The organism is Streptomyces sp. KR80, assembly GCF_052245555.1.
Classification (GTDB): Bacteria; Actinomycetota; Actinomycetes; order Streptomycetales; family Streptomycetaceae; genus Streptomyces.
Genome location: NZ_JBQQCD010000008.1, coordinates 131,525 through 155,291 on the forward strand (window position 1 = coordinate 131,525; position 23,767 = coordinate 155,291).

The 23,767-nt window shown below is 70.9% G+C and carries 18 protein-coding genes; 3 read left to right on the plus strand and 15 right to left on the minus strand.

The window, feature by feature from the left end; all coding sequences use genetic code 11:
* Nucleotides 1-121 precede the first annotated feature (121 nt).
* Entirely contained in the window at nucleotides 122-1,546 is a 1,425-nt protein-coding gene (locus ACTWQI_RS14540; RefSeq protein WP_443270522.1) for a phytoene desaturase family protein, read from the plus strand.
* Between the two features lie 65 nt (nucleotides 1,547-1,611).
* Here ACTWQI_RS14540 and ACTWQI_RS14545 read toward each other — a convergent pair whose 3' ends face one another.
* The 6 genes from ACTWQI_RS14545 to ACTWQI_RS14570 all read right to left on the minus strand — a co-directional run bounded on the left by ACTWQI_RS14545 (nucleotide 1,612) and on the right by ACTWQI_RS14570 (nucleotide 10,329).
* Nucleotides 1,612-5,268, minus strand: a complete 3,657-nt coding sequence (locus ACTWQI_RS14545) for an SAV_2336 N-terminal domain-related protein (RefSeq protein WP_443270524.1) — start codon at nucleotides 5,266-5,268, stop codon at nucleotides 1,612-1,614.
* 3 nt (nucleotides 5,269-5,271) lie between these two features.
* Nucleotides 5,272-6,234, minus strand: a complete 963-nt coding sequence (locus tag ACTWQI_RS14550; protein ID WP_443270526.1) for an AAA family ATPase — start codon at nucleotides 6,232-6,234, stop codon at nucleotides 5,272-5,274.
* A 67-nt stretch (nucleotides 6,235-6,301) separates the two neighbouring features.
* On the minus strand, nucleotides 6,302-8,413 hold the full coding sequence (locus tag ACTWQI_RS14555) for a VMAP-C domain-containing protein (RefSeq protein ID WP_443270528.1): 2,112 nt from the start codon (nucleotides 8,411-8,413) through the stop codon (nucleotides 6,302-6,304).
* 17 nt (nucleotides 8,414-8,430) lie between these two features.
* The gene (locus ACTWQI_RS14560) at nucleotides 8,431-8,805 is read right to left on the minus strand and encodes a CU044_2847 family protein (protein WP_443270530.1); all 375 of its coding nucleotides are present in this window, start codon (nucleotides 8,803-8,805) and stop codon (nucleotides 8,431-8,433) included.
* Nucleotides 8,806-8,967: 162 nt separating this feature from the next.
* Nucleotides 8,968-9,729 carry a Sir2 family NAD-dependent protein deacetylase gene (locus ACTWQI_RS14565; RefSeq protein WP_443270532.1) on the minus strand — a complete coding sequence of 254 codons (762 nt, stop codon included), beginning with the start codon at nucleotides 9,727-9,729 and terminating at the stop codon, nucleotides 8,968-8,970.
* Between the two features lie 99 nt (nucleotides 9,730-9,828).
* Nucleotides 9,829-10,329, minus strand: a complete 501-nt coding sequence (locus ACTWQI_RS14570; protein ID WP_443270735.1) for an NUDIX domain-containing protein — start codon at nucleotides 10,327-10,329, stop codon at nucleotides 9,829-9,831.
* A gap of 161 nt (nucleotides 10,330-10,490) precedes the next feature.
* On the opposite strand from ACTWQI_RS14570, the gene ACTWQI_RS14575 reads away from it, so the two are divergent.
* Nucleotides 10,491-11,648, plus strand: a complete 1,158-nt coding sequence (locus ACTWQI_RS14575) for a glycerate kinase (protein WP_443270535.1) — start codon at nucleotides 10,491-10,493, stop codon at nucleotides 11,646-11,648.
* A 51-nt stretch (nucleotides 11,649-11,699) separates the two neighbouring features.
* On the opposite strand, the gene pssA is transcribed toward ACTWQI_RS14575, so the two are convergent.
* From pssA to ACTWQI_RS14620, 9 genes are all read right to left on the minus strand, one after another.
* The gene (gene pssA, locus ACTWQI_RS14580; protein WP_443270536.1) at nucleotides 11,700-12,566 is read right to left on the minus strand and encodes a CDP-diacylglycerol--serine O-phosphatidyltransferase; all 867 of its coding nucleotides are present in this window, start codon (nucleotides 12,564-12,566) and stop codon (nucleotides 11,700-11,702) included.
* Nucleotides 12,553-13,200, minus strand: a complete 648-nt coding sequence (locus ACTWQI_RS14585) for a phosphatidylserine decarboxylase (RefSeq protein ID WP_443270537.1) — start codon at nucleotides 13,198-13,200, stop codon at nucleotides 12,553-12,555. The genes pssA and ACTWQI_RS14585 overlap by 14 nt, the downstream gene beginning before the upstream one ends.
* A gap of 168 nt (nucleotides 13,201-13,368) precedes the next feature.
* On the minus strand, nucleotides 13,369-14,583 hold the full coding sequence (locus ACTWQI_RS14590; RefSeq protein ID WP_443270538.1) for an acyl-CoA dehydrogenase family protein: 1,215 nt from the start codon (nucleotides 14,581-14,583) through the stop codon (nucleotides 13,369-13,371).
* Entirely contained in the window at nucleotides 14,583-15,095 is a 513-nt protein-coding gene (locus ACTWQI_RS14595) for a MaoC family dehydratase (protein ID WP_443270539.1), read from the minus strand. Before ACTWQI_RS14595 ends, ACTWQI_RS14590 begins: the two co-directional genes overlap by 1 nt.
* Nucleotides 15,096-15,100: 5 nt before the next feature.
* Nucleotides 15,101-16,084, minus strand: coding sequence for an HpcH/HpaI aldolase/citrate lyase family protein (locus ACTWQI_RS14600; RefSeq protein ID WP_443270541.1), 984 nt, complete (start codon nucleotides 16,082-16,084; stop codon nucleotides 15,101-15,103).
* The gene (locus ACTWQI_RS14605; RefSeq protein ID WP_443270543.1) at nucleotides 16,081-18,102 is read right to left on the minus strand and encodes a protein meaA; all 2,022 of its coding nucleotides are present in this window, start codon (nucleotides 18,100-18,102) and stop codon (nucleotides 16,081-16,083) included. The genes ACTWQI_RS14600 and ACTWQI_RS14605 overlap by 4 nt, the downstream gene beginning before the upstream one ends.
* A 12-nt stretch (nucleotides 18,103-18,114) precedes the next feature.
* Complete coding sequence (gene ccrA / locus ACTWQI_RS14610; protein WP_443270545.1) at nucleotides 18,115-19,452, minus strand: crotonyl-CoA carboxylase/reductase; 1,338 nt, start codon at nucleotides 19,450-19,452, stop codon at nucleotides 18,115-18,117.
* Nucleotides 19,453-19,960: 508 nt separating this feature from the next.
* Entirely contained in the window at nucleotides 19,961-20,788 is an 828-nt protein-coding gene (locus ACTWQI_RS14615; RefSeq protein WP_443270546.1) for a TetR family transcriptional regulator, read from the minus strand.
* An 82-nt stretch (nucleotides 20,789-20,870) separates the two neighbouring features.
* On the minus strand, nucleotides 20,871-22,685 hold the full coding sequence (locus ACTWQI_RS14620; RefSeq protein ID WP_443270548.1) for a 3-hydroxyacyl-CoA dehydrogenase family protein: 1,815 nt from the start codon (nucleotides 22,683-22,685) through the stop codon (nucleotides 20,871-20,873).
* Between the two features lie 349 nt (nucleotides 22,686-23,034).
* Here ACTWQI_RS14620 and ACTWQI_RS14625 point away from each other — a divergent pair, with 349 nt between their 5' ends.
* Nucleotides 23,035-23,748: a HEAT repeat domain-containing protein gene (locus tag ACTWQI_RS14625; RefSeq protein WP_443270549.1), complete on the plus strand. Its 714-nt coding sequence runs from the start codon at nucleotides 23,035-23,037 to the stop codon at nucleotides 23,746-23,748.
* Nucleotides 23,749-23,767 lie beyond the last annotated feature (19 nt).

Sequence of the window (23,767 nt, forward strand, 5' to 3'; positions counted from 1 at the left end):
GACCGGGCGGAGGACACCGATCCGCGACCGGGTGTCACGGCCGCCGCCTATCCTGGGCGGAGTCCGGTGATCGTGAGATGCGGCACCGGGGCCGGCCGTCGGATGACGAAGGAGTCTCGCGGTGCCGTCGATGCTCGATGTGGTCGTGGTGGGGGCCGGGCCCAACGGGCTGACCGCTGCCGTCGAACTCGCCCGCCGCGGCTACTCGGTGGAGCTGTACGAGGCACGGGACGCGGTCGGCGGTGGAGCCCGCACCGAAGAGCTCACCCTCCCCGGCTTCCGGCACGACCCCTGCTCCGCCGTGCACCCGTTCGGAGCCGGATCGCCCGCGTTCAACGGGATGCCGCTGAGCCGGTACGGGCTGGAGTGGCTGCACCCCGAGCTGCCCATGGCGCATCCCTTCCCCGACGGCACCGCCGCCGTGCTCGCCCACTCCGTGGGCGAGACCGCCGCGTCCTTGGGCAGCTGGGACGCCGGCGCGTACCGCCGCCTGATCGCCCCCTTCATCGGCCACTGGGACACGCTGGCCGCTGACTTCCTGCGCCCGCCGTGGCTCGGGCTGCCCCGCGACCCGGCACGCTTCGCCCACTTCGCGCTGCTCGGCCCACAGCCCGTCGCCCTGCTCAGCCGCCGCTTCCGCGACCCGAAGGCGCGCGCCCTGATCGCCGGACTCGGTGGCCACGCCATCGCCTCGCCCCGCAGTCTCACCACCGGGGGGCAGGCCGTGATGTTCGCACTCGCCGCGCATGTGCACGGCTGGCCAGTGGCGCGCGGCGGCTCCCAGGGGATCTCCGACGCACTGGCCGGCTATCTGCGCGCCCTGGGAGGCACGATCCACACCGGGGTCACGGTGAAACGCCTCGACGAACTCCCGCCGGCCCGCGCGTACGTCTTCGACACCTCGCCCACCGCCCTGTCCCGGATCGCCGGCCTCGGCAGCGCTTACGACCACTTCCGCTACGGCCCCGGCGTCTTCAAGATCGACTACGCGCTATCCGGACCCGTTCCGTGGACCGCGAAGGAGGCCCGGCGGGCGGGCACGGTCCACGTGGGCCCGTCCGCACAGGAGATCGGCACCGCGCTGAAGCGTGCCGTCCGCGGGCTGCCCCCCGATGTCCCGTTCCTGATCACCACCCAGCCCACCGTCGTCGACCCGAGCCGTGCCCCGGAGGGCAAGCACACCTTCTGGGCGTACGGCCATGTCCCGCACGGCTGGACCGGCGACGGCACCGAGGTCATCGAGCGGCAGATCGAGCGCTTCGCCCCCGGCTTCCGCGACCTGGTGCTCGCCCGCGCCGTCGCCGGGCCGCCGGAGCTGGCCGACCGCAACGCCAACTACATCGGCGGCGACATCGCGTGCGGCGCCTTCGACGGCCTCCAGTCCGTGCTGCGTCCCAAGCTCGCCCGCGTCCCGTACGCCACCGCGCACCCGGCGGTCTTCCTGTGCTCCTCCGCAACCAGCCCTGGTCCCGGGGTGCACGGCATGTGCGGCCACCACGCGGCGCGGGCGGTGTGGCGGAGGCTGCGGGCGGCGGACGGCAGCTGACGTCCCGTCAAGCGCCGGACGGCCTCAGTCCCCACCATCCGGCGCGCGGCGCGCGCAGGCCCCGATCAGCGCTTGCGCCCGATGACGGGCGGAGGCTCCGGGAAGCCCTCGGCCACCAGCGCGGCGAGCTCGTAGTACGCGGCGCGGGTGTCGGGGTGGAGCTGCTGCAGGTCCAGCTCGGTGTCAGCAGCCAGGTGTTCGTCGTATGGCACCGTTACGACTCCTCGGAAGGAGTCGCGGAGCGGGGCCATCGGGTTGGCCTTGGTGGGCGGGCCGTTGCCCCGTGCGTCGGAGACGACCGCGATGGCATGCCGCAGGTGGGCACCGTGCCCCGAGTCGACCAGCCAGTCGAAGGCGGCCAAGGTCCCGCCCACCGTTGTCTCGGAGATCTCGGACCGGTCGACAACGACGATCAACTGGTCGCCGGGACTGACGCTGTCCTGTGTACCGTCGGGGTGAGACGTCAGGACGATGTCGCTGAGGATGATCGAGTAGTACCGGCTCAGCATGTCCATCGCACGGCGGTAGTCCCCTGGAGTCACGGGAGCGTCCGGATCGCGGGCCAGAGTGTCCAGACCGGAGGGCGCCTGCGAGGTGAGCAACCGCACATCCAGGTAGCTCTGAACGTCCGGCAGCGATCGGATCAGGTCGCCGAACGTGGCCTGCGGTTCCCGACCGACCCGGTGGTTCGATTCCCATGACCCGTCGACGCTGCGCTTGGCGCGGGTGCGGGAACCCCTGCCGCTGGTGTCGACGGCGATGACTCTGTCCCGCCGTTCAGCCGCGAGGATCGTTCCGAGGGCCGCCATGGTGGTGGTCGCGCCCACCCTGCGACCGGAGCCGATCACGGCGATGCGGTGACACGACTGCAGCGGTGTGCGGATCTGCTGGAGGAGCCGCTCCAGCTCTGCCTCAGAGCGCTCCTGCTCTGCCTCGGAGGCCCTGCCGCCTCTCTTGAAGAGGGAGCTGATCCTGGCGAGAAGCCCACCGGTCGATCCACCTGCGGAGGCAGCCGCGCTCGACGGTGTCGGGCTGACCGAGAACGGGGGGCCGGACGGCCCGACGTGCGGGATGCCGCTCATGAGCGTGTCACCGAACACATACTCGGGCCTCCTCGGACCACCTGGCCGGGACCTCTCAACCGCGGGTGGTGATGTCTGCACAGCGCGGGGCAGAAACTGAGCGAATACGTCGGCGACTTCTTGCGCTGTCGGCAGGTCCTCGACGGAGTCCGACAGGCAGCGCAGGACGATCCTGCGTGCCGGCGTGTACTGCGGTCCCTGCCATCTCGGCAGCAGCGATGGGAACGACGGGGAGTAGTCCACCTTCCCGAGCGCGGTCATGGGAACCCCGCCGCCCAGCTGCGCCAGAATCGAGCCGAGCAAGCTGACGTTGTCCTGCATCAAGCGGGTGTAGTGGTGAGGGGAAGGCTCCCATGCCTCGATGACCGCTGACGTCCAGCCGGTCAACACCACCCCACCGCTCGCTACCAGCACCGTGCCCGCATGGAGGTCCTCGAGCGCCATGCCCACTCGATGGCACACACTCACCGCATCGGAGACCTGCCAGGCGAGCCGTATCGACTCATGCGCGCTCAGTCGTCGGGAAGGCTTGAGGAAGTGACTCAGCTTCGGGGCCGGTGAGCCGTCCGCCGCGCGAATGAACTCCTCGGCCAGCCAGGGCGTGCTGTCGTCCAGTGTGTGGTGGCCGAGGAGTGCGGGGGCGTAGCGGCCGGACATCCGCCGCATGGCTTCTACCGCCACGCTCAGCAGCCGGTGTTGTGCGCGGGTGGACAACGGACGGGCGGTACGCACGACGGCTTCTGTGCCGTGCTGGTCGCGGCCCAGGTAGGCCAGGGCTCGTGCGCCGGTTGCGTTGCATGCGTGCAGTGTGAACGGGCCGATCGTGAGCGGGGTGGACAGCCGCTCCCAGCCCGGCCCGAGGGACGGCCGTTCGCCCGTCATCGGGGGGCGGTCGTCCGCGGACTCGGCCGGCGGACGGGCCGGACGGCGCGGCGCTCCGAGGCGGGCCGCGAGGCGGCGCTCCACCGCGGTGAAGGGGCGCGCTCCTGGGGGGAGACTGTCGGGGCCGTTCGGCTGGGCGAGCCACGCGGGGAAGTCCGGGGAGCGGCCTGCGAGTTGTTCCAGACGGCGGCCGACAGCCTGCCCCGTGTCCAGGAGTTCGGCCACCGGAACGGCGTCGAGCAGCGCACTCTGGGCCGCATCCGTGAAGGCGAAGGCGCGGTGCTGCGGCAGCACGGACTCCGGGCCCTCCGCCACGGCGGGCCGCATGAGCCCGCCCAGGAACACCTCGGCGAGGTGCCCGGTATCGGCCCGCCAGGGCACCACTTCCTGCACCAGCCGCATGACGGGCACGGACACCGGGGCGACGGCGGCCAGATGCGCGGCCAGCCGGTACGCCTCGGGAGAGGCGGCGTCCCGGAAGTGCTGAACGAGGCGTAGGCCGTCCACCGGCGCCGCGGCGCCGGTGGTCCGGCGCGGGTGGGACCGGGCCAGTAGCGGAAGCACCCCCGTGCCACCCGGAGACGAGATCAGCCGAGCCCACCCGCCGAGCGCCGCCACATCCGGTTCGAGCACCGGCACCGGCGTCCCGTCGAACGGCGCCAACTCGACGGGCAGCACCGGATCCGTCACCGTCCAGTCCGTATTGGCCGAGCCACGCCGACGCGTCGTCACCTGTCGGCGCGTGGCCCGGATCCCCGAGCCGTCCCAGAGGCGGGACGGCAGCGCGTGCACCACGGCCGTCGGCCCGCAGCCCGCCCATCGCTCGAGGACTGCGGCCATCCGTCCGTCGTGCCAGGAGGCTCCCATGCCGTCGCTCATCACCAGCACGAGCGTCCGCCCGGTCGGGTCGGCCAGGGCGGACACCGGAAGCGTGGACGCGTCGGGGTCGTACGGTCTGGAGCGCAGCCGCGGAGCATCGGCGCCGCGCGCGTGCAGGCCGTGCACTCGTACGACCCGGAAGGCGCCCGCGCGCTCCAGCAGTGTGCGCAGCTCGGTCGCGAGCCGGCGCCACAGCAGCATCGACATGCCGTCGTCGACGACGAATGCCAGGTCGAGCCAGCGTTCACGCGCAGGGCGGGTGACGACGTCCGGCAGGCCGGTCTCCGCGAGCGCGGCGGCGGTCGCGCCCTCGTCGAACTCCTGCCGGACCGGGCTCTGCCGGTACTGTTTGAGCGGCCGCAGCGCCCGGCCGATCGGCAACTCGGCCTGCAGCGCCTTGGCTTCCGGAGCCCGCAGCGGCACCGCGCCGTCCGCCCCCGGCAGGCCCTGCGACCGGGCAGATCCGGACGAGGCGTAAAGGTCACTACGCTCGTCCCGTCGAGCCCGAAGAGGATCCGGCGATCCGGGCAGCGCCGAAGTCCGCCCCGCTCCCGCGATGCCATCCGGTGCTGCGGTGCCTGCACGGCCGGGCTCGCCGGTGAGGGGAGCGTTCACGACGGAGCCCGGTGGAACCGTGCCGGTCAGGGCACCCTGCAGTGGCGCGGCCGCCGTTCCCGCGGGGAGCCGGCTCGCCAGCCACAGGACGTCGAGGAGCTCTTCCTGCGAGAGCTCGACGCCGCTGCCGGCGAGGACCGAGAGCGCTGCGTCAAGCCGCCCCAGTCGAGCGTGCGCAGGGGGCTGTGCGGCTCGACGGCTCGAGCCGGTTCGCTCCTGCTCGCCGCCGCCGCCGCGGTCGTCGTCCGCCGCCGGCCTCGTCACGGGTCACACCGCCCCGCCCAGCCGGTGCAGTACCGCGTCCAGCAGCCCGTCCGCCGACAGATCCACGCCACCGGCCCGCAGGAACACGGCGTTCAGAAGCTGGTCCGTGGCCAGCTCCTTCGCCGCACGTCGCCGCAGGAAGGCGTCCAGCAGATCGTCGACCTCCGCGACCGCCCCCTCGCCGAGGTGCGCCGTCACGATGGCCCGCAACCGCGCCTCGTCCGGTGTCGGCAAGTCCAGGCGGATGCACCGGCGCAGGAAGGCGGGCGGGAAGTCCCGCTCACCATTGCTGGTGATGACCACAATGGGGAACTCCTGGCACCGCAGCCGTCCCCGTACGAGTTGCGCCCGCTCGTCGGCCTGAGCCGTGAGCACCTCCACGACCGCCTGGTCCTCGCGCAGCCGCGCCAGCTCCGGAATCTCGAACTCGCCCTCCTCGAAGACCGTCAGCAGATCGTTCGGCAGGTCGACATCGCCCTTGTCGAGCTCGTCGACGAGCAACACCCGGGGCTGTTCGCGCGGCACCAGTGCCGTGCCGAGCGGCCCGAGCCGGACGAAGCTGCCGATGGACGGCTCGTCCTCGCCCCGGTCACGGCTCAGCGCCGTCTCCCGCAGCCGCCCGATCGCGTCGTAGCGGTAGAGCGCGTCCTGGACGGTGGAGCGGCTGCTGATCGGCCAGTGCAGAACCTCCCCCAGGGACAGCTCGTGCGCGACGGCACGCGCCAGTGAGGACTTGCCCGTGCCCGGGTGACCCGTGACCAGCAGCGGACGACGCAGATGCAGAGCGGCGTTGACCACGTCGGCGTGGACCGGCGAGATCAGATACGGGCGAGGCCGCCGAGCCCCGTCGGAGCCGGGCTCGGCGGTGTCCCCGCCGAAGCGGCGCCACGGCGGCGCCGGTGGCATGACCACCTCGCGCCGCTGCCCGTCCCCGCGGAACAGCCGCCAGTCCTCCTGCGTGCTCATCGAACATCCTCCGTCTCGAGCGGGTCGTGCAGGTGCCTGCGGGTCGTCCCGCGAGTCGTTCGGTGGCTCATCGGGACTCCGTCGGATCGGCCAGCTCCAGCTTCGGCGGCGGGTGGTCGGCGTCGGCCCATGCCAGCACCGGCCGACCCGCGTAATCCCGGGGCCGCTGCAGCGTCTTGGCGCGGTAGACCCGTACGGCTTCGGGGAGAGCACGAGCCGGTACGCCCGACGCGTAGCCGACCGCGGGGGAGCCGGATGCGTCGCCGCGGTCCCACAGCACCACCGGCACACCCACCATCAGACAGACCTGGACGACCGCGCTCCGCGACCGCGCCGGGACGTCAACCATGACCTGTGCCGCATGGCGCTGCTCCATCAGCACGCCGTACACCTCGTTCGGATCGGCTCCCGACCCCGTGACGCTCACCGCGCCGCCTTCGTCCAGGCGCCCCCAGCGCTGCCGCCATTCGGCCTCGAACCGCCGGCCGCCGAGCTCCCTCAGCTCCGGACAGTTCACGACCAGCGGATACTCCGCACCCAGCACACGGGTCAGCAGGCCGCCCAGGCCCGGGTCCCGCCATTCGTCGGCGGGCAGCTCCAGAGCATCCCGGTCGACGACGAGTTCGATGACCGGAAGCGAACCGTCCGGCTCCTGCGGGTGGAGCGGGCCGAGAGCATCGAAGATCTCGCGCGCCGCCTCTTCTGCGCTGCGTGGCCGGTCGTCCTCCTCCGATACCCGGCGAGGCCCGGTCCCGTCGTCGCACCACAGGCGCAGCCGGTAGCGGTCCCCGCCGTCGGCTCCGCCGCACGAGGAGAATTCCACCAGCACCCGCGGGGGCGCGGTCCGGTGCAGCTGCTGCCCGGCCCAGTCCTCGGCGTCCCGACGGCGGTCCCACAAGGTGGATTCGTGGATGCCCAGCCGGGCGGCGACCCCCTCGCTCCACCCGCGCAGCGCCCGCCGCTGCTCCGAAGGGCAGATGACGGCGAGGAACTCCACGGCGCGAAGGAGTCCCGGCACGGTTCCCATGCCCTTCGCCGTCGGCCCACTGTCTCGGGGCAGACCCTCGAGATACCCCACGAGATCACCCATGCCCTGCAGCCTGGACGCCCTCGACAGCAGCACGGCGGGCAGTACGGTCCGCGGCAGAGCTGCCCGTGCGGCGGCCGGCACCCGGGCCGCGCAGGCCACATCCAGCTCCTCCAGCTGTCGCACCAGCTCTGCGTGTTCCCCAAGGGAGAGCATCCGCGGCCGACGGGTGGCGCGGCTCGCGGCCAGGAGTTCGTCGGCCAGGTCCGGGGCGGTGCGGCGCAGCACGCCGACGAGGGCGGGCAGCGCGCGCTCGTGGGTGAGCACCAGGCGGGCGAAGTCGTGGGCGGACGGCATCCCGTCGCCACAGAGGTCGAGCCCGCATTCCCAGGCGACGAGTCTCCCGCAGCGCGCCCAGTCGTCGGGGTGGGGCAGCGGCCGGTCCAGGAGCGCGACGAGCTCCGCGTAACAGGGGTCCCTGCGCACTTCGTCGTCGGGCTGCGTGGCGAGATGCGTCAACCCCGCGCGGTCCAGCTCCTCCCGGATCCGTTGCCAGGGGATGCCCCAGGCGCGCCGCAGGTCGCCGACGGTGGTGAGCCTCGCCGTCACCAGACCGACCACGGCCTGCTCGCGGCTCGACCACAGCGGCCCACCGCTGTAGCCCCGGTCGACGGCGAGCTTGTCGCGCAGCCCGTCGACGTACCCGAAGCGGCCGTTGCACTCCGTCACCTCGACGTCGGCGAAGGAGCCGCGCTCCGCGCCGCCGTGCCAGGCGCGCACCCGCTGCTTCTCCGCCATCGGATGCCAGCGGGGCGGCCGAATGGCGTGGGGCAGTGCGGAGTCCAGGCGGAGCACGGCCAGGTCGCCGTTCCACTCGTATGCTCCGAGACCCCCATCCCCGGTCCGCGGGGCGATCCACCTCGTCAGCTCGGCCTGGCACGTGTGGGTGCTGTCCGGTCCGTACACCCGGATCCGTAACGAGACCGGGCCGGGGTGCTCCGGGGCCAACGTGTCATGGCCCACCGCACAGTTGACCACGTGGGCGCAGGTCAGCACGTGCTGTTCGGCCAGCAGCACACCCGAGCCGACCGGCTCGCCGTCCACCCGGCTCAGTATCGAGACGGCAGGGGGACGCGAGTCGGTCCCCGCCATGCGGAACCACCCCACGGTCAGTCCGTACGGCCCGACAGCTGCCAGGTCGCCGAGACGGTCAGGCTCGCCTGGCCGCCCGCTCCGACGATCCCGAGCTTGAGGTCCTGCCCGATCTGCACGCCGAACTGCACGTTGATCTCTTGTGGGCGGTCGGGCGCGGCAGCGACCGCATCGTGGACCTCTTGCAGCAGCGGACCGAGGGGGCGCAGCACCGCGCGCAACGTATCGGTGGCCAGGGCAGCGGCGGTCTGCGCAGCACGCCCGGCCGGGGTCACACCGTCGATGCCACCGGGGAGGCTGCGGCTCGCACCGTTGCGGGCATCGCCTACGGGCGCCAGCTCCACTCGTACGGAGGTGTCGTCGGCCAGCAGAATCTCGGTGTAATCCGTCACGTACCCATGATGCCGATCAACTCGGCGGTAAAGCCGGGGGTTTGCGGGATCTCCCCATCGCCGCCGACGCCGATGCCGGATCCTCGCGTGCAGACGCGCGGCCGGATGACGGCAGGCGGGCCTTCTCTACCTGGAGGCCGGAAGGGCCGGGGCCCGGCTCTGCTAGGCCTCTGCCGCCAGACGCGCCAGGAGGGCGGGCAGTGCGGTGCCGATCGGCTCGCGCACCAGCTCGTCGGCTCGGTCGTCGTACGGTGTCGGTTCGGCGTTCACGATGATCAGCCGAGCGCCGTGTTCCGCCGCGATGCCGGCGAGGGAGGCGGCGGGCTGCACTTGGAGGCTCGTACCGACCGCGATGAAGATCGCGCACGCCTTGGCCACGGCCATCGCCTCGCCGAGCACCTGGGGATCCAGCCGCTCGCCGAACATCACCGTCGCCGACTTCAGGATCCCGCCGCACGCCAGGCACGGGGGGTCCTCCTCACCCGCCGCGACACGGTCCAGGGCCTCGGTCATCGGCGAGCGGACCTTGCAGCGGGTGCACTGGACGACCCGCGCGGTGCCGTGCAGTTCGAGGACCTTGCGGGCGGGCAGCCCGGCGAGCTGATGCAGCCCGTCCACATTCTGCGTGATCACCCGCACCGGGACGCCGGAGCGCTCCAGCTGGGCCACGGCGTGGTGCGCGGCATTCGGCAGCGCGCGCAGTGCGGGGCTGTTCCGTCGCATCTGCCAGGACCGGCGCCGGATGTCCGGGTCGGACATGTAGGGGCCGTACGTGACGAGCTTCTCGGCTTCGGGCTCCCGCCGCCACAGTCCGTTCGGCCCGCGGTAGTCGGGGATCCCCGAGTCGGTGGAGATCCCCGCCCCGCTGAGAACGGCGACCAGCGGCCGCCCCCGCTCCTGCCCCCTCGCCTCGCCGCTGCTCATGCCGCGAGGGTAGTCCAGCGATGCCCGCAACCGGCGAGCGATCCACGGCTCTTGGGACGCTGTGAAGGCGTGAGCCGGGCCACGCTGAGCGTGGGTGGGTCAGACGCGGACTCCTGGGGCGGGGTGACCGTCCTCCAGCTCGACCGGGCCCGTGCCCGCCGTGAGTACGGCGAGGGCGGCGCGGACGCGGCGCGCCATACCGGAGTCGAAGTAGCCCTCCGCGGCTTCCGGCTCCACCAGTCGCCAGGAGAGCAGCTCGGCCTCCTGGAGCCGGATGGCGGCGAGCTGCGCCTCGTCGAGCACTCCGCCGTCGTAGAGGTACGACACCAGGGGCGGGCGGCCCGGCCCACGAACCCAGTCGACGGCGAGCAGTGCGCCCGGCTCGACGTCCAGGCCGATCTCCTCCGCCGCCTCGCGGCGGGCGGCCTGGCGCGGGCTCTCGCCCTCGTCCGACTCGACGGTGCCGCCGGGCAGCACCCAGGCACCGTCGGACCGGTAGTTCGGCTCGACGATCAAGATCCGGCCCTGTGCGTCGCGGAAGATGACGCCGGCCCCGGCGAGGACCTTCGGGAGCCCGGCGATGTACGTGGCGTAGTCCATGGTCACGGGCGGGAGCCTAGCGCTCCCGTGCGGCGATGGTCCCGGCGGTCCGCATCTGCCGTAAAACGCCCGGTCCGGGTGGTTGCTGCCTTGGGCAGCGGGTGCGTGCTCGGATAGGGTCGCAGCGGCGCGACTGCGTGTTCGATGGCAAGGGGTAGTAAGTGGCGAACGCAGCAGTATCTGTAACCGGGCGCGTCCTGATCGCCGCGGACAAGTTCAAGGGGTCGCTGACGGCCGTGCAGGTGGCCGAGCACGTCAGCGCCGGGTTGTCCCGGGTGGCCCCTGGCGTTCGCGTGGAGTCGCTGCCCGTCGCCGACGGCGGCGACGGAACGGTCGACGCGGCGGTCGCCGCCGGGTTCGAACGCCGCGAGGTACGGGTGACCGGTCCGCTCGGCACCCCGCTCACGGCGGCCTACGCGCTGCGCGACGCCACCGCCGTCGTCGAGATGGCGGAGGCCTCCGGGCTCCAGCACCTGCCCGCGGGCACCTTCGCACCGCTCACGGCGACGACGTACGGCTCGGGGGAGCTGCTCCGGGCTGCCCTCGACGCGGGCGCGCGCTCCATCGTCTTCGGCGTCGGCGGCAGCGCCACGACCGATGGCGGCGCGGGCATGCTGGCCGCGCTCGGCGCGCGCTTCCTCGACCGCGACGGCGAGCCGGTGGCACCCGGCGGCGGACCTCTGCGCGACCTGGTCACGGCCGACCTCTCCGGCCTCGACCCCCGGATCCTGGGCACCGAGATCATTCTGGCGAGCGACGTCGACAACCCGCTGACCGGGCCGAAGGGCGCCCCGGCCGTCTACGGCCCGCAGAAGGGCGCGAGCGAAGCGGACGTCGCCATCCTGGACGCCGCCCTCGCCCACTACGCGCGGGTCCTGGAGGAGGCCATCGGGCCGAACGCCGCCGAGTACGCCCAGTCGCCCGGTGCGGGCGCCGCGGGCGGCATCGGCTACGGCGCCCTCGTCGGTCTCGGCGCGAGCTTCCGCCCAGGTATCGAGGTCATGCTCGACGTGCTGGGATTCGCCCCGGCACTGGAGCGGGCTGACCTCGTCATCACCGGCGAGGGCTCCCTGGACGAGCAGACCCTGCACGGGAAGGCCCCGGCGGGCGTCGCATCGGCGGCCCGGGCGCGGGGCAAGCGGGCGGTCGCGGTGTGCGGGCGCCGGGTGCTGAGCGACGAGGCGCTCGCGGCGGCGGGCATCGCCCGCGCGTACGCCCTGACGGACCTGGAGCCCGACCCGGCCGTCTGCATCGCGCATGCGGGCCCGCTCCTGGAGCGCCTGGCCGAACGCCTGGCAGCAGCCGAACTCGGGCGGTAACCGACGAGGGCCCCGAGCCTTCGGCTCGGGGCCCTCGCGGTGATCAGACGGCTACGGTAGCTGCGCGGCACGCGCTTCGCGGCGGTTGTCGCGGAAGGTGTTCACCCGCCGCGCCGTGGCGAAGAGCGGGATCACCGCGCCCGTGACGAGCTGGAGCGCGCAGCCGGTCTGCAGGAGCACCTGCCCGCCGGGGGCGTCGAACGCCCAGGCGGCCAGCAGCCCCATGCTGACCACGATCCAGCCGAGCATGGCCACGGCCAGGATTCCCCGCGGCTTCGGGTACTCGACCCGGCTCACCATCAGCCACGCCACCCCGATGATCGCCAGCAGCGTCGGAATGAACGGGAGCTCGAGCAGCACGATCGAGACGACCGTCAGGGCTCCGAAGGGGCTCGGCATGCCCTGGAAGATGCCGTCACGCAGCGTGACGCAGGAGAATCTCGCAAGCCGCAGCACCACCGCCAGCAGCACCAAGATCGCAGCCACCGCCGACACCCGCTGGTGCGCGTCGTCGGCGACCATCCCCCAGACCAGCACGAAGTACGCCGGTGCGAGGCCGAAGCTGATCAGGTCCGAGAGGTTGTCGAGCTCCGCGCCCATCGCCGAGCTGCGCAGCTTGCGCGCCACGAGCCCGTCGAAGAGGTCGAAAACCGAGGCCAGCAGCATCAGCATCACGGCCGTCGCGGCACTGTGCCGGGCGATCCCGCCGTCCTCGCTGCCCGTCAGGTGCGGGATGAGCACGCCGGTGGTGGTGAAGTACACCGCCATGAAGCCGCACGTGGCGTTACCGAGTGTCAGGGTGTCCGCTATCGACAACCGCATGGAGAGCGGCATGTCGTCCATCTCGTCTGAGTCGGCCTCGACCTCGGGAACCCAGGTCGAGGGCCCGGCTTGCGGCTCGGGATCAATCACGGTCAAGGCGAGTCACCCCCGCGATGGTGGGCTGACCGACCTCGACCGCCACGTCGACGCCCTCCGGAAGATAGATGTCGACGCGCGAGCCGAACCGGATCAGGCCGATCCGCTCGCCCTGCTCCACCTTCGTGCCCTGCGGCACGTACGGCACGATCCGCCGGGCCACGGCGCCGGCGATCTGCACCATCTCGATGTCACCGAGCTCGGTGTCGAAGTGCCAGACGACCCGCTCGTTGTTCTCGCTCTCCTTGTTGAACGCCGGAACGAAACCGCCGGGGATGTGTTCGACGGACGTCACCGTGCCGGCCAGCGGCGCGCGGTTGACGTGGACGTTCAGCGGGCTCATGAAGATCGCGACGCGGGTGCGCCCGTCCTTCCACGGCATGATGCTCTGCACCACACCATCGGCCGGAGAGATCACCCGGCCCTGGGCGATCTCGCGCTCGGGGTCGCGGAAGAACCACAGCATGCCCGCCGCCAGCGCAGTGGTGGGCACAGCGAGGGCAGCCCACCGTCCCGAGCGGCGGGCTCGGGACAGGCTGAGGGCTGCGGTGGCCACAGTCGGAAGGAGCCACGGCGATGCTCCGCGCGCGAGGCGGACCCGGCCGCGTGGTGCAGAGGTTTGGCTGTGGGGCATGGATGACCTTCGTAGCGGATGATGCCGCGCTGTGATGGGGGACGGCGGCTTTCCGGGGATGCTATCGGTAACGCGTGGCAACTGGGCAAGCGAGCAGCCGAGTCGGTGTGCGAAGACCGACGGCCGGGTGTGATCTTCTTCTCGAAGAACATGCCCCAAGATGGACAATCACCCCTGCAATCGGTACTCCTCGAGCAGCCGACGACCAATGATCATTTTCTGGATCTCGGCGGTTCCTTCGCCGATCAGCAGCATCGGCGCCTCTCGGTACAGGCGCTCGATCTCGTACTCCTTCGAGAAGCCATAGCCACCGTGGATGCGGAAGGCGTCCTCCACGACCTCTTTGCAGTACTCGGAGGCGAGGTACTTCGCCATTCCTGCCTCGAGGTCGTTACGCTCCCCAGAGTCCTTTTTGCGTGCTGCGTTGACCATCATGGCATGCGCGGCCTCGACCTTGGTAGCCATCTCGGCCAGCTTGAACTGGATCGCCTGGTGCTGAGCGATCGGCTTGCCGAAGGTGTGGCGCTGCTGTGCGTAGGAAACGCCCAGCTCGAAGGCGCGCTGGGCGACGCCGCAGCCCCGTGCGGCGACATTGACGCGGCCGACTTCGACACCGTCCATCATGTGATAGAAACCACGTCCGGTTTGTCCGCCAAGGACGCGATTTGCCGGGATTCGTAGTCCGTCCATGATGAGCTCGGTGGTGTCCACACCCTTGTAGCCCATCTTGTCGATCTTGCCGGGAATGGTGAGGCCCGGCCTGACCTCGCCGAAGCCCGGCTCCTTCTCGACCAGGAAGGTGGTCATCGACTTGTGCGGCTTGGCGGCGGCCTCTTCCGGGGACAGCCCCTCGTCCGTACGGCACAGCACCGCGACGAGCGTGGACGAACCGCCGTTCGTCAGCCACATCTTCTGGCCGTTCAGTACGTACTCGTCGCCGTCCTGCACGCCCTTGGATGTGATGGCGGACACATCGGAGCCGAGGCCCGGCTCCGACATCGAGAAGGCCCCGCGCACCTCACCGAGGGCCATCTTCGGCAGGAAGTAGTCCTTCTGCTCCTGCGTGCCGTGCTGCTTCAGCATGTAGGCCACGATGAAGTGGGTGTTGATGATGCCCGAGACGCTCATCCAGCCGCGGGCGATCTCCTCCACGCACAGGGCGTACGTCAGCAGCGACTCGCCGAGGCCGCCGTACTCCTCGGGAATCATCAGGCCGAAGAGGCCGAGCTCCTTCAGCCCTTCGACGATCTGGGTGGGGTACTCGTCCCGGTGCTCCAGCTCGGTCGCGACCGGCAGGATCTCTTTGTCGACGAAGTCACGGACCGTGGACAGGATCTCCTGCTGGATGTCGGTCAGCCCGTGGGTCTGCGCGAGACGGCTCATCACTTCTCCTGTGCCTTCAGCTCGGGCCGGCCGGGCTGCTCGCCGCCGCGCTCCTTGATGTAAGTCTCGGTCGGCACCATCACCTTCCGTCGGAAGACGCAGACGAGGGTGCCGTCCTGTTTGTAGCCCTTGGTCTCGACGTAGACGATGCCGCGGTCCGACTTGGACTTGGACGGGGTCTTGTCGAGCACGGTCGTCTCGCCGTAGATCGTGTCGCCGTGGAAGGTCGGGGCCACGTGCTTGAGCGACTCGATCTCCAGGTTGGCGATCGCCTTTCCGGAGACGTCCGGCACGGACATGCCGAGCAGCAGCGAGTAGATGTAGTTCCCGACCACCACGTTCTTGCCGAAGTCCGTGGTCTTCTCGGCGTAGTTCGTGTCCATGTGGAGCGGGTGGTGATTCATGGTGAGCAGACAGAAGAGGTGGTCGTCGTACTCGGTGACCGTCTTCCCCGGCCAGTGCCGGTAGACCGCGCCGACCTCGAACTCCTCGTAGGTGCGTCCGAACTGCATGGTGCTTACGCCTCCGGGGCCTCGAACGTGGATGTACGGGTCATGCCGGCGGCGCGGCCCTTGCCGGAGATGACCAGCGCCATCTTGCGGCTCGCCTCGTCGATCATCTCGTCGCCGAGCATCGCGGAGCCCTTCTTGCCGCCGGCCTCGGACGTGTAGTACTCGTACGCGTCCAGGATCAGCTCGGCGTGGTCGAAGTCCTCCTGGGAGGGCGAGAAGATCTCGTTGGCCGCCTCGACCTGGCCCGGGTGCAGGACCCACTTGCCGTCGAAGCCGAGGGCCGCGGCGCGCTGGGCCACCGCCTTGTAGCCGTCGACGTTCTTGATCTGCAGGTAGGGGCCGTCGATCGCCTGGAGGTTGTGCGTACGGGCCGCCATCAGGATGCGCATCAGGATGTAGTGGTAGGCGTCCGCCGGGTAGCCGGGCGGCTGTTCACCGACGACGAGCGACTTCATGTTGATGGAGGCCATGAAGTCGGCGGGGCCGAAGATGATCGTCTCGACGCGCGGGGAGGCGGCCGCGATCGCGTCGACGTTCACCAGACCCTTGGCGTTCTCGATCTGCGCCTCGATGCCGATCTTGCCGACCTCGAAGCCCATCGTCTTCTCGATCTGGGTGAGCAGCAGGTCGAGCGCGACGATCTGCTCGGCGTCCTGCACCTTCGGCAGCATGATGCAGTCGAGGTTCGGGCCCGCGCCCTCGACGACCGTCACCACGTCCCGGTAGGTCCAGTGTGTCGTCCAGTCGTTGACCCGCACGACCCGCGTCTTGCCCGTCCAGTCGCCCTCGTTGAGGAACTTGACGATGGTGTGCCGGGCCTCGGGCTTGGCCAGCGGCGCGCACGCGTCCTCCAGGTCCAGGAAGACCTGGTCGGCGGGGAGGCCCTGCGCCTTCTCCAGGAACCGCGGGTTGCTGCCCGGCACGGCGAGGCAGGAGCGGCGCGGCCGCAAGCGGTTGACGGCGGTGGCCGGAGACGGGTGGCCGGTCATGCGGGGACCTCCAGAGGGTCGAGCTTATTCGCTGTGCGGATCTCGTCGACGATACGGCCGATGATCTCCGTGATACCGAAGTCCTTCGGGGTGAAGACGGCCGCGACTCCGGCCGCACGGAGCGCCTGGGCGTCCGCGGAGGGGATGATCCCCCCGACGATCACCGGGATGTCACCGGCGCCGGACTGCCGCAGCCGCTCCAGCACGTCGGGCACCAGCTCGGCGTGCGAGCCGGAGAGGATCGACAGGCCGACACAGTGCACATCCTCGGCGACGGCCGCCGAGACGATCTGCTCGGGGGTGAGCCGGATGCCCTGGTAGACCACCTCGAACCCGGCGTCCCGGGCCCGTACGGCGATCTGCTCGGCGCCGTTGCTGTGGCCGTCGAGGCCGGGCTTGCCGACCAGCAGCCGCAGCTTTCCGCTGCCCAGCTCCTCGGCCGTCCGGGCCACCTTCTCGCGGACCTGGGCGAGCGGGCTGCCCGCCACGGCGGCCACGGCCACGGGCGCGCTGCTGACGCCCGTGGGAGCGCGGAACTCGCCGAAGACGTCGCGCAGGGCCCAGGCCCACTCGCCCGTCGTCACACCGGCGCGGGCGCACTCGAGGGTGGCGGCGAAGAGGTTGGTGTCGCCTGCGGCGGCCGCTTTGAGGGCGGACAGCGCCTCCTGTGCGCGGGCCTCGTCGCGGTTGTCGCGCCACTCGTGCAGCGCGGCGACCACCCGGGCCTCGTTCGCCGGGTCCACCGTCATGATCGCGGTGTCGAGGTCGGCGGTGAGCGGATTGGGCTCGGTCGACTCGAAGCAGTTGACGCCGACGATCTTCTCCTCGCCCCCTTCGATGCGGGCGCGGCGCTCGGCGTGCGAGGCGACCAGCTGAGCCTTGAGATAGCCGGACTCGACGGCGGCCATCGCACCGCCCATCTCCTGGATCCGGTCGATCTCGGCCAGGGACTCCTCGACCAAGGCGTCGACCTTGGCCTCGATGACGTGCGAGCCGGCGAAGATGTCGTCGTACTCGAGGAGGTCGCTCTCGTGGGCGAGGACCTGCTGGATGCGCAGCGACCACTGCTGGTCCCAGGGGCGGGGCAGGCCCAGTGCCTCGTTCCAGGCCGGGAGCTGGACGGCACGGGCGCGAGCGTCCTTGGAGAGGGTGACCGCCAGCATCTCGAGGACGATGCGCTGGACGTTGTTCTCCGGCTGTGCCTCGGTCAGGCCCAGGGAGTTGACCTGGACGCCGTAGCGGAAGCGGCGCTGCTTGTCGTTCTCGATGCCGTAGCGCTCGCGCGTGACCTTGTCCCAGATGCGGCCGAAGGCGCGCATCTTGCACATCTCCTCGACGAAGCGGACGCCCGCGTTCACAAAGAACGAGATCCGCGCCACCACGTCACCGAACTTCTCCGCCGGCACCTGGCCCGAGTCCCGTACGGCATCGAGCACGGCGATCGCCGTCGACATCGCGTAGGCGATCTCCTGCACCGGTGTGGCCCCGGCCTCCTGCAGGTGGTAGCTGCAGATGTTGATCGGGTTCCACTTGGGGATGTTGGCCACCGTGTACGTGATCATGTCGGTGGTCAGGCGCAGCGACGGTCCTGGCGGGAAGACATGCGTCCCGCGCGACAGGTACTCCTTGACGATGTCGTTCTGCGTCGTCCCGGACAGCTTGGCGATGGCAGCCTTGTCGAGTCCTTGCTCCTCCGCGACCACCTGGTAGAGCGCCAGCAGCCACATGGCCGTGGCGTTGATGGTCATCGAGGTGTTCATCTGCTCCAGCGGGATGTCCTGGAACAGCCGCCGCATGTCACCGAGGTGGGAGACCGGGACCCCGACCCGGCCGACCTCGCCGCGGGCGAGGATGTGATCGGGGTCGTAGCCGGTCTGCGTCGGCAGGTCGAACGCGACCGAGAGGCCGGTCTGGCCCTTGGCGAGGTTGCGCCGGTACAGCTCGTTGGACGCCTCGGCCGTGGAGTGCCCGGCGTACGTCCGCATCAGCCACGGGCGGTCTTTTTGACGCTCAGTCATGCCCCGCCGCTTTCAGACGTTCCGGAAGCGGTTGATCGCGTCGATGTGCTTGGCGCGGAGTTCCTCGTCGCGCACGCCCATGCCCTCCTGCGGGGCCAGGCACAGCACGCCGACCTTGCCCTGGTGGAGGTTGCGGTGCACGTCGTACGCCGCCTGGCCGGTCTCGTCCAGGGTGTACGTCTTGGACAGCGTCGGGTGGATCTTGCCCTTGGCGATCAGGCGGTTGGCCTCCCACGCCTCGCGGTAGTTGGCGAAGTGGGAGCCGACGATCCGCTTGAGCGACATCCACAGGTAGCGGTTGTCGTACTCGTGGTTGTACCCGGAGGTGGAGGCGCAGGTGACGATGGTGCCGCCCTTGCGGGTGACGTAGACGCTCGCGCCGAAGGTTTCGCGGCCGGGGTGTTCGAAGACGATGTCGACGTCCTCGCCGCCGGTGAGTTCGCGGATGCGCTTGCCGAAGCGCTTCCACTCCTTCGGGTCCTGGTTGTGCTCGTCCTTCCAGAACTTGTAGCCCTCGGCCTTCCGGTCGATGATCGCCTCTGCGCCCATCTTCCGGCAGATCTCCGCCTTGTCCTCGCTGGAGACGATGCAGATCGGGTTGGCACCGCCGGCCAGCGCGAACTGGGTGGCGTACGACCCGAGGCCGCCGCTCGCGCCCCAGATCAGCACGTTGTCGCCCTGCTTCATGCCGGCGCCGTTGCGCGAGACCAGCTGGCGGTAGGCGGTGGAGTTGACCAGGCCGGGGGCCGCCGCCTCCTCCCAGCTCAGGTGCTTCGGCTTGGGCATCAGCTGGTTGGACTTGACCAGAGCGATCTCCGCGAGGCCGCCGAAGTTGGTCTCGAAGCCCCAGATGCGCTGCTCCGGGTCGAGCATGGTGTCGTTGTGGCCGTCGGCCGACTCCAGCTCCACCGACAGGCAGTGGGCCACCACCTCGTCACCGGGCTGCCAGGCGTTCACGCCCGGGCCGGTGCGCAGCACGACGCCCGCGAGGTCGGAGCCGATGATGTGGTACGGCAGGTCGTGCCGCTTGGTGAGCGGCGACAGCCTGCCGTAGCGCTCGAGGAAGCCGAAGGTCGGCAGCGGCTCGAAGATCGAGGTCCAGACGGAGTTGTAGTTGACCGAGCTGGCCATCACGGCGACGAGGGCCTCGCCGGGTCCCAGCTCGGGCACGGGCACGTCGTCGACGTGCAAGGACTTGCGCGGGTCCTTGTCCCGGCTCTCGACTCCGGCGAACATCTCCGCCTCGTCCTTGTGGACGGTCACCGCCCGGTAGGACTCGGGGAGCGGCAGGGCGGCGAAGTCGGCAGCGGTGCTGTCCGGCGAGAGGATTGCGTCCAGGATTTGGTTCACTTTGGGGCCTCCGGCGAAGCGTTGCGGAACGCTTGAGGGAACGCTCGGGTCGCTTATGGGTGGTACTGGTGCCGTCGGTTCGGCTCACGGTGGTGCTGTGGCGGTGCGGTGGCGCTGGTGGGGGTCCGTCCCACCAGCGGAGCCGGGGAGTGCCTGTGACGCAGGCGTCCGGGCGCGCAAGATGTCTTGCGGGGACAGCCGGGCGTACGAGAGATCTCTGCACGCCCGGCCGCCCGGACACTCACAACGTATGGCACGGCGTGCCATAGGACAAGACACTGCGTGCCAATAATTTCTCTCAGATGTCATCCCGCAGGTACGTATGAGCAACAACGGCCGCCCCATCCGGGGCGGCCGTTGCCTACAGTGTTGATTTGTGTGCGCTCGGGTCGCATTCTCCTGCGACAGCGTGACGATGTGCGCCCGGGCGGTGCGTGGTCAGCCGCTTGGGCCTTGATCTTCCACCACATGGTGGAAGATCACCGCCGGACTCACGCAGGGGGAGCACTCACTTCGCCCCGGTCTGCTGTCCGCCGGCGGCCAGCGCCTGCTCGATCGTGCGCATGACCTCGCTGAGCGGCGCGTCCGTACGGGCCACCGTCACCAGCACGTCCCCCTCAGCGGACGCCGCGGCCGACTGCTCCCGCTCCGCCGCCGGTCGGCCCAGAGCGCCGATTCCGCTGCCGAAGGTCTCCCGGACGATCGCGAAGGCATGGTCCAGCTGGGCCTCCACATCCCCCTGGCCGCCGCTGCGCAGCCAGCGCCGCAGCACATGGTTGTGCGCCGTGACCACCGCGGAGGCGGCGACCTCGGCCAGCAGCGGGTCGTCGTCGCCGTCGCGGTGTGCGCGCTCATCGAAGTGGCCCAGCAGATACCGGGTGAACAACCGCTCGTAGCGAGCGACCGAGGCGATCTCCCGCTCCCGGAGGGTGGGGACTTCGCGGGTCAGCCGGTAACGCTCCACGGACACCGCCGGCGAGGCCGCGTACATCCGCATGACCTCCTTGATGCCCCGGCAGACCGTGTCCAGCGGGTGCTCGTGCGGCGGCGCCGCCTCGAGCACCGCCTCCGCTCGCACGAGGGTGTCGTCGTGGTCCGGGAAGATCGCCTCTTCCTTGGAGCGGAAGTGCCGGAAGAAGGTCCGGCGGGCGACTCCCGCCGCGGCCGCGATCTCGTCGACCGTCGTCGCCTCGTACCCCTTCGTCGCGAAGAGCTCCATCGCCGCGGCCGCCAACTTGCGGCGCATGGTGAGCCGCTGCGTCGCTGCGCGGCGGCTGCCGGGGCTCTCCGGGCCTTCGACGGGTTGGGGACGAGGGGACTTAACGGGCTGGGACATGTGGGGAACGTAACACGGCGAACTGACACCGTGCGGGGGCGGACTGACCGGACCCAGCAGCCCGCCCCACTGCGTGCCCGGGTCAGGCCTTCGCATACTCGCGGAAGCCGCGCCCCGTCTTGCGTCCGAGGCATCCCGCTGCGACGAGGTGCTCCAGCAGCGGCGCGGGCGCCAGGCCCGGGTCGCGGAACTCGCGGTGCAGCACCTTCTCGATGGCGAGCGAGACGTCCAGGCCCACCACGTCCAGCAGCTCGAAGGGGCCCATCGGATAGCCGCCGCCCAGCTTCATCGCCGCATCGATGTCGTCGAGCGACGCGTAGTGCTCCTGCACCATCTTGACCGCGTTGTTGAGGTACGGGAACAGCAGGGCGTTCACGATGAAACCGGCGCGGTCGCCGCAGTCCACCGCGTGCTTGCGGATCTTGACGCACACCTCGCGGACGGTGGCGTGCACATCGTCCGCGGTGAGGACGGTACGGACCACCTCCACCAGCTTCATCGCCGGCGCCGGGTTGAAGAAGTGCATTCCGATGACGTCCTGGGGCCGCGACGTGGCGCGCGCGCAGGCGACGACCGGCAGTGAGGAGGTGGTGGTCGCCAGGACCGCGCCCGGCTTGCAGATCTTGTCGAGGGCGGTGAACAGCTGCTGCTTGATCTCCAGCTCCTCGGCCACCGCCTCGACGGCCAGGTCCACGTCCGAGAAGGCCTCCAGGGAACCAGCCGTGGTGATCCGGGCGAGGGTCGCGTCGCGCGCCTCGGCCGTCAGCCGCCCCTTGTTGACAGACCGCCCAAGGGACTTGGCGATACGCGCCTTGGCGGTGTCCGCCTTGTCCTGGCTACGAGCGGCGAGCACGACGTCGTAACCCGCCTTGGCGAACACCTCGGCGATGCCACCGGCCATGGTGCCCGAGCCCGCGACGCCGACGCTGCGGACCGTACGGCCGGCGCCCGGCGCACCGGACTCGGCCGGGGTCTCGGCGTCCGGCACGACAGCGGTGCTGCCCGGCGCCTCGTAGGTGTAGAAGCCGCGGCCCGACTTGCGGCCGGTCAGCCCGGCCTCGCTGAGCTGCTTGAGGATGGGGGCGGGGGCGTGGAGGCGGTCGCCGGACGCGGCGTACATCGCCTCCAGGACGGTCCGTGCGGTGTCGATGCCGACCAGGTCGAGCAGGGCCAGCGGGCCCATGGGCAGACCGCAGCCGAGCCGCATCGCCGCGTCGATGTCCTCGCGGGTCGCGTACTTCGCCTCGTACATCGCGGCGGCCTGGTTCAGATAGCCGAAGAGCAGGCCGTCGGCGACGAAGCCCGGCCGGTCGCCGACTGCCACCGGCTCCTTGCCCAGGTCCCGGGCGAGCGAGGTGACCGCCGCGACGGCGGTGGGCGCGGTCAGCACCGAGGAGACGACCTCGACCAGCTTCATCGCGGGCGCCGGGTTGAAGAAGTGCAGTCCCAGGACGCGTTCGGGCCGGGCGGAGTCGGCGGCGAGCCGGGTCACTGACAGGGCATTGGTGCCGGTTGCCAGGATGGTGTCGGGCCGGACGACGGAGTCGAGCGCCGTGAAGATCTCGCGCTTGAGGTCGTAGTCCTCCGGCACGACCTCGATCACCAGGTCGGCCTCGGCCGCCGCCTGCAGGTCGGTGAAGGTGCGGAAGCGGGCGAGCACGTCCTGCCGCTCACGCTCGGTGATCCGCTCGCGCTGCACGCCGCGGGCGGTGGAGGCGTCCAGGGCGGCCACGGCCTGCACGGCGGCGGCCTCGCTGATGTCGATCCCGATGACCTCGCGGCCGGCGCGGGCGAGGACCTCGGCGATGCCGGTGCCCATGGTGCCGAGGCCGACGACGGCGATGGTGCCGAGAGTGGAGGGGGCGGAGGAGGGATCCGGGCTGGAGAGTCGGTCCATCGCGAGACTCCTGAGAGTGTTCCCCGGGCGGGGCCGCGGGGAGAGTGACGACTGAGGGATTTCGGGTGCGTGGCAGTCCGGGGTGCGGAATAGCCGCACCGCAGGAGGGAGTTGCGTGATCTGCCGCACGGAGGGCAGTGCTGCCCGGCGGGAAAAGCGGCGGGCCCTGTCCCGAGGCCATGCCGTACTACGTGCTGCGTGCAGAACCGACTGCACATGGCGGCTGCGTCACCAGGCCGCCCGAGCGGGTGTGCTCGTCCCCAGAGCTTAACTCGTGAGTAACCGAGTGCGCCAGGGGAAGTGGGCCGGTGGGAGGTGTGGCGAGGGCCACTGGGGGAGGGTGCTGGACATGGAAGAGGAATTCCGCGCGCTGGAGGAGCGGCTGCGCGGCGAGGCGGCGAGGGTGGGCCGGCAGGCGGAGTACGAGCACCTGGTCGCTCTCGTACGAGGCGGGCCTGCCGCCGACCGGCCCGGCGCAGCACCGGGACCCGAGCGCTCCGCCGCCGACTCGGCTCGAGCCGAGCCGGACCGCGTCGGGTTCGCGCTTCTCTCCGGGCTCGGCGAACCGGCCCGCGCCGAGTTGGCGCGCGCCCTGACCGAACCCGCACGGCCCCTGCAGGAACGGGAGTTCGCCGCCTTCGTGCTGGGCTGTTCGGGCGACCGCCGCGCCTTCGAGACGCTGGTGCTGCTCCTCAACCACCGCGATCCGCCGCGCTGTGCGACGGCGGCGTACGCGCTGGCCCGGCTCGGCGACCCACGTACGGCCCGGGCGGCGGCGGCCCTCGCCACCAACTCGCTGCGTACGTCGTACGCCCTGCACCCCGTCCGGCTGCTGACCGTGCTGTGTGCCCCGGAATCCGTACCGGCGCTCATCGCCACCCTGGAAAGGCTGCTGTCGCCCCGCGATCCCCATTGGCGGGTCGCGCTCGCCTGCGTGGAGGGCCTGGGCGCGCTGGGCGATGTCCGCGCGGCCGAGGTGCTCGAGGCGGCTCGCGGCCACCCGCGGCTGGCCGCGGCGGCGTCCGCGGCCCTGGCCCGGCTGCCCCGTCGCCGTACCCCGTGACCCTCCCTTGCCCGTGGCC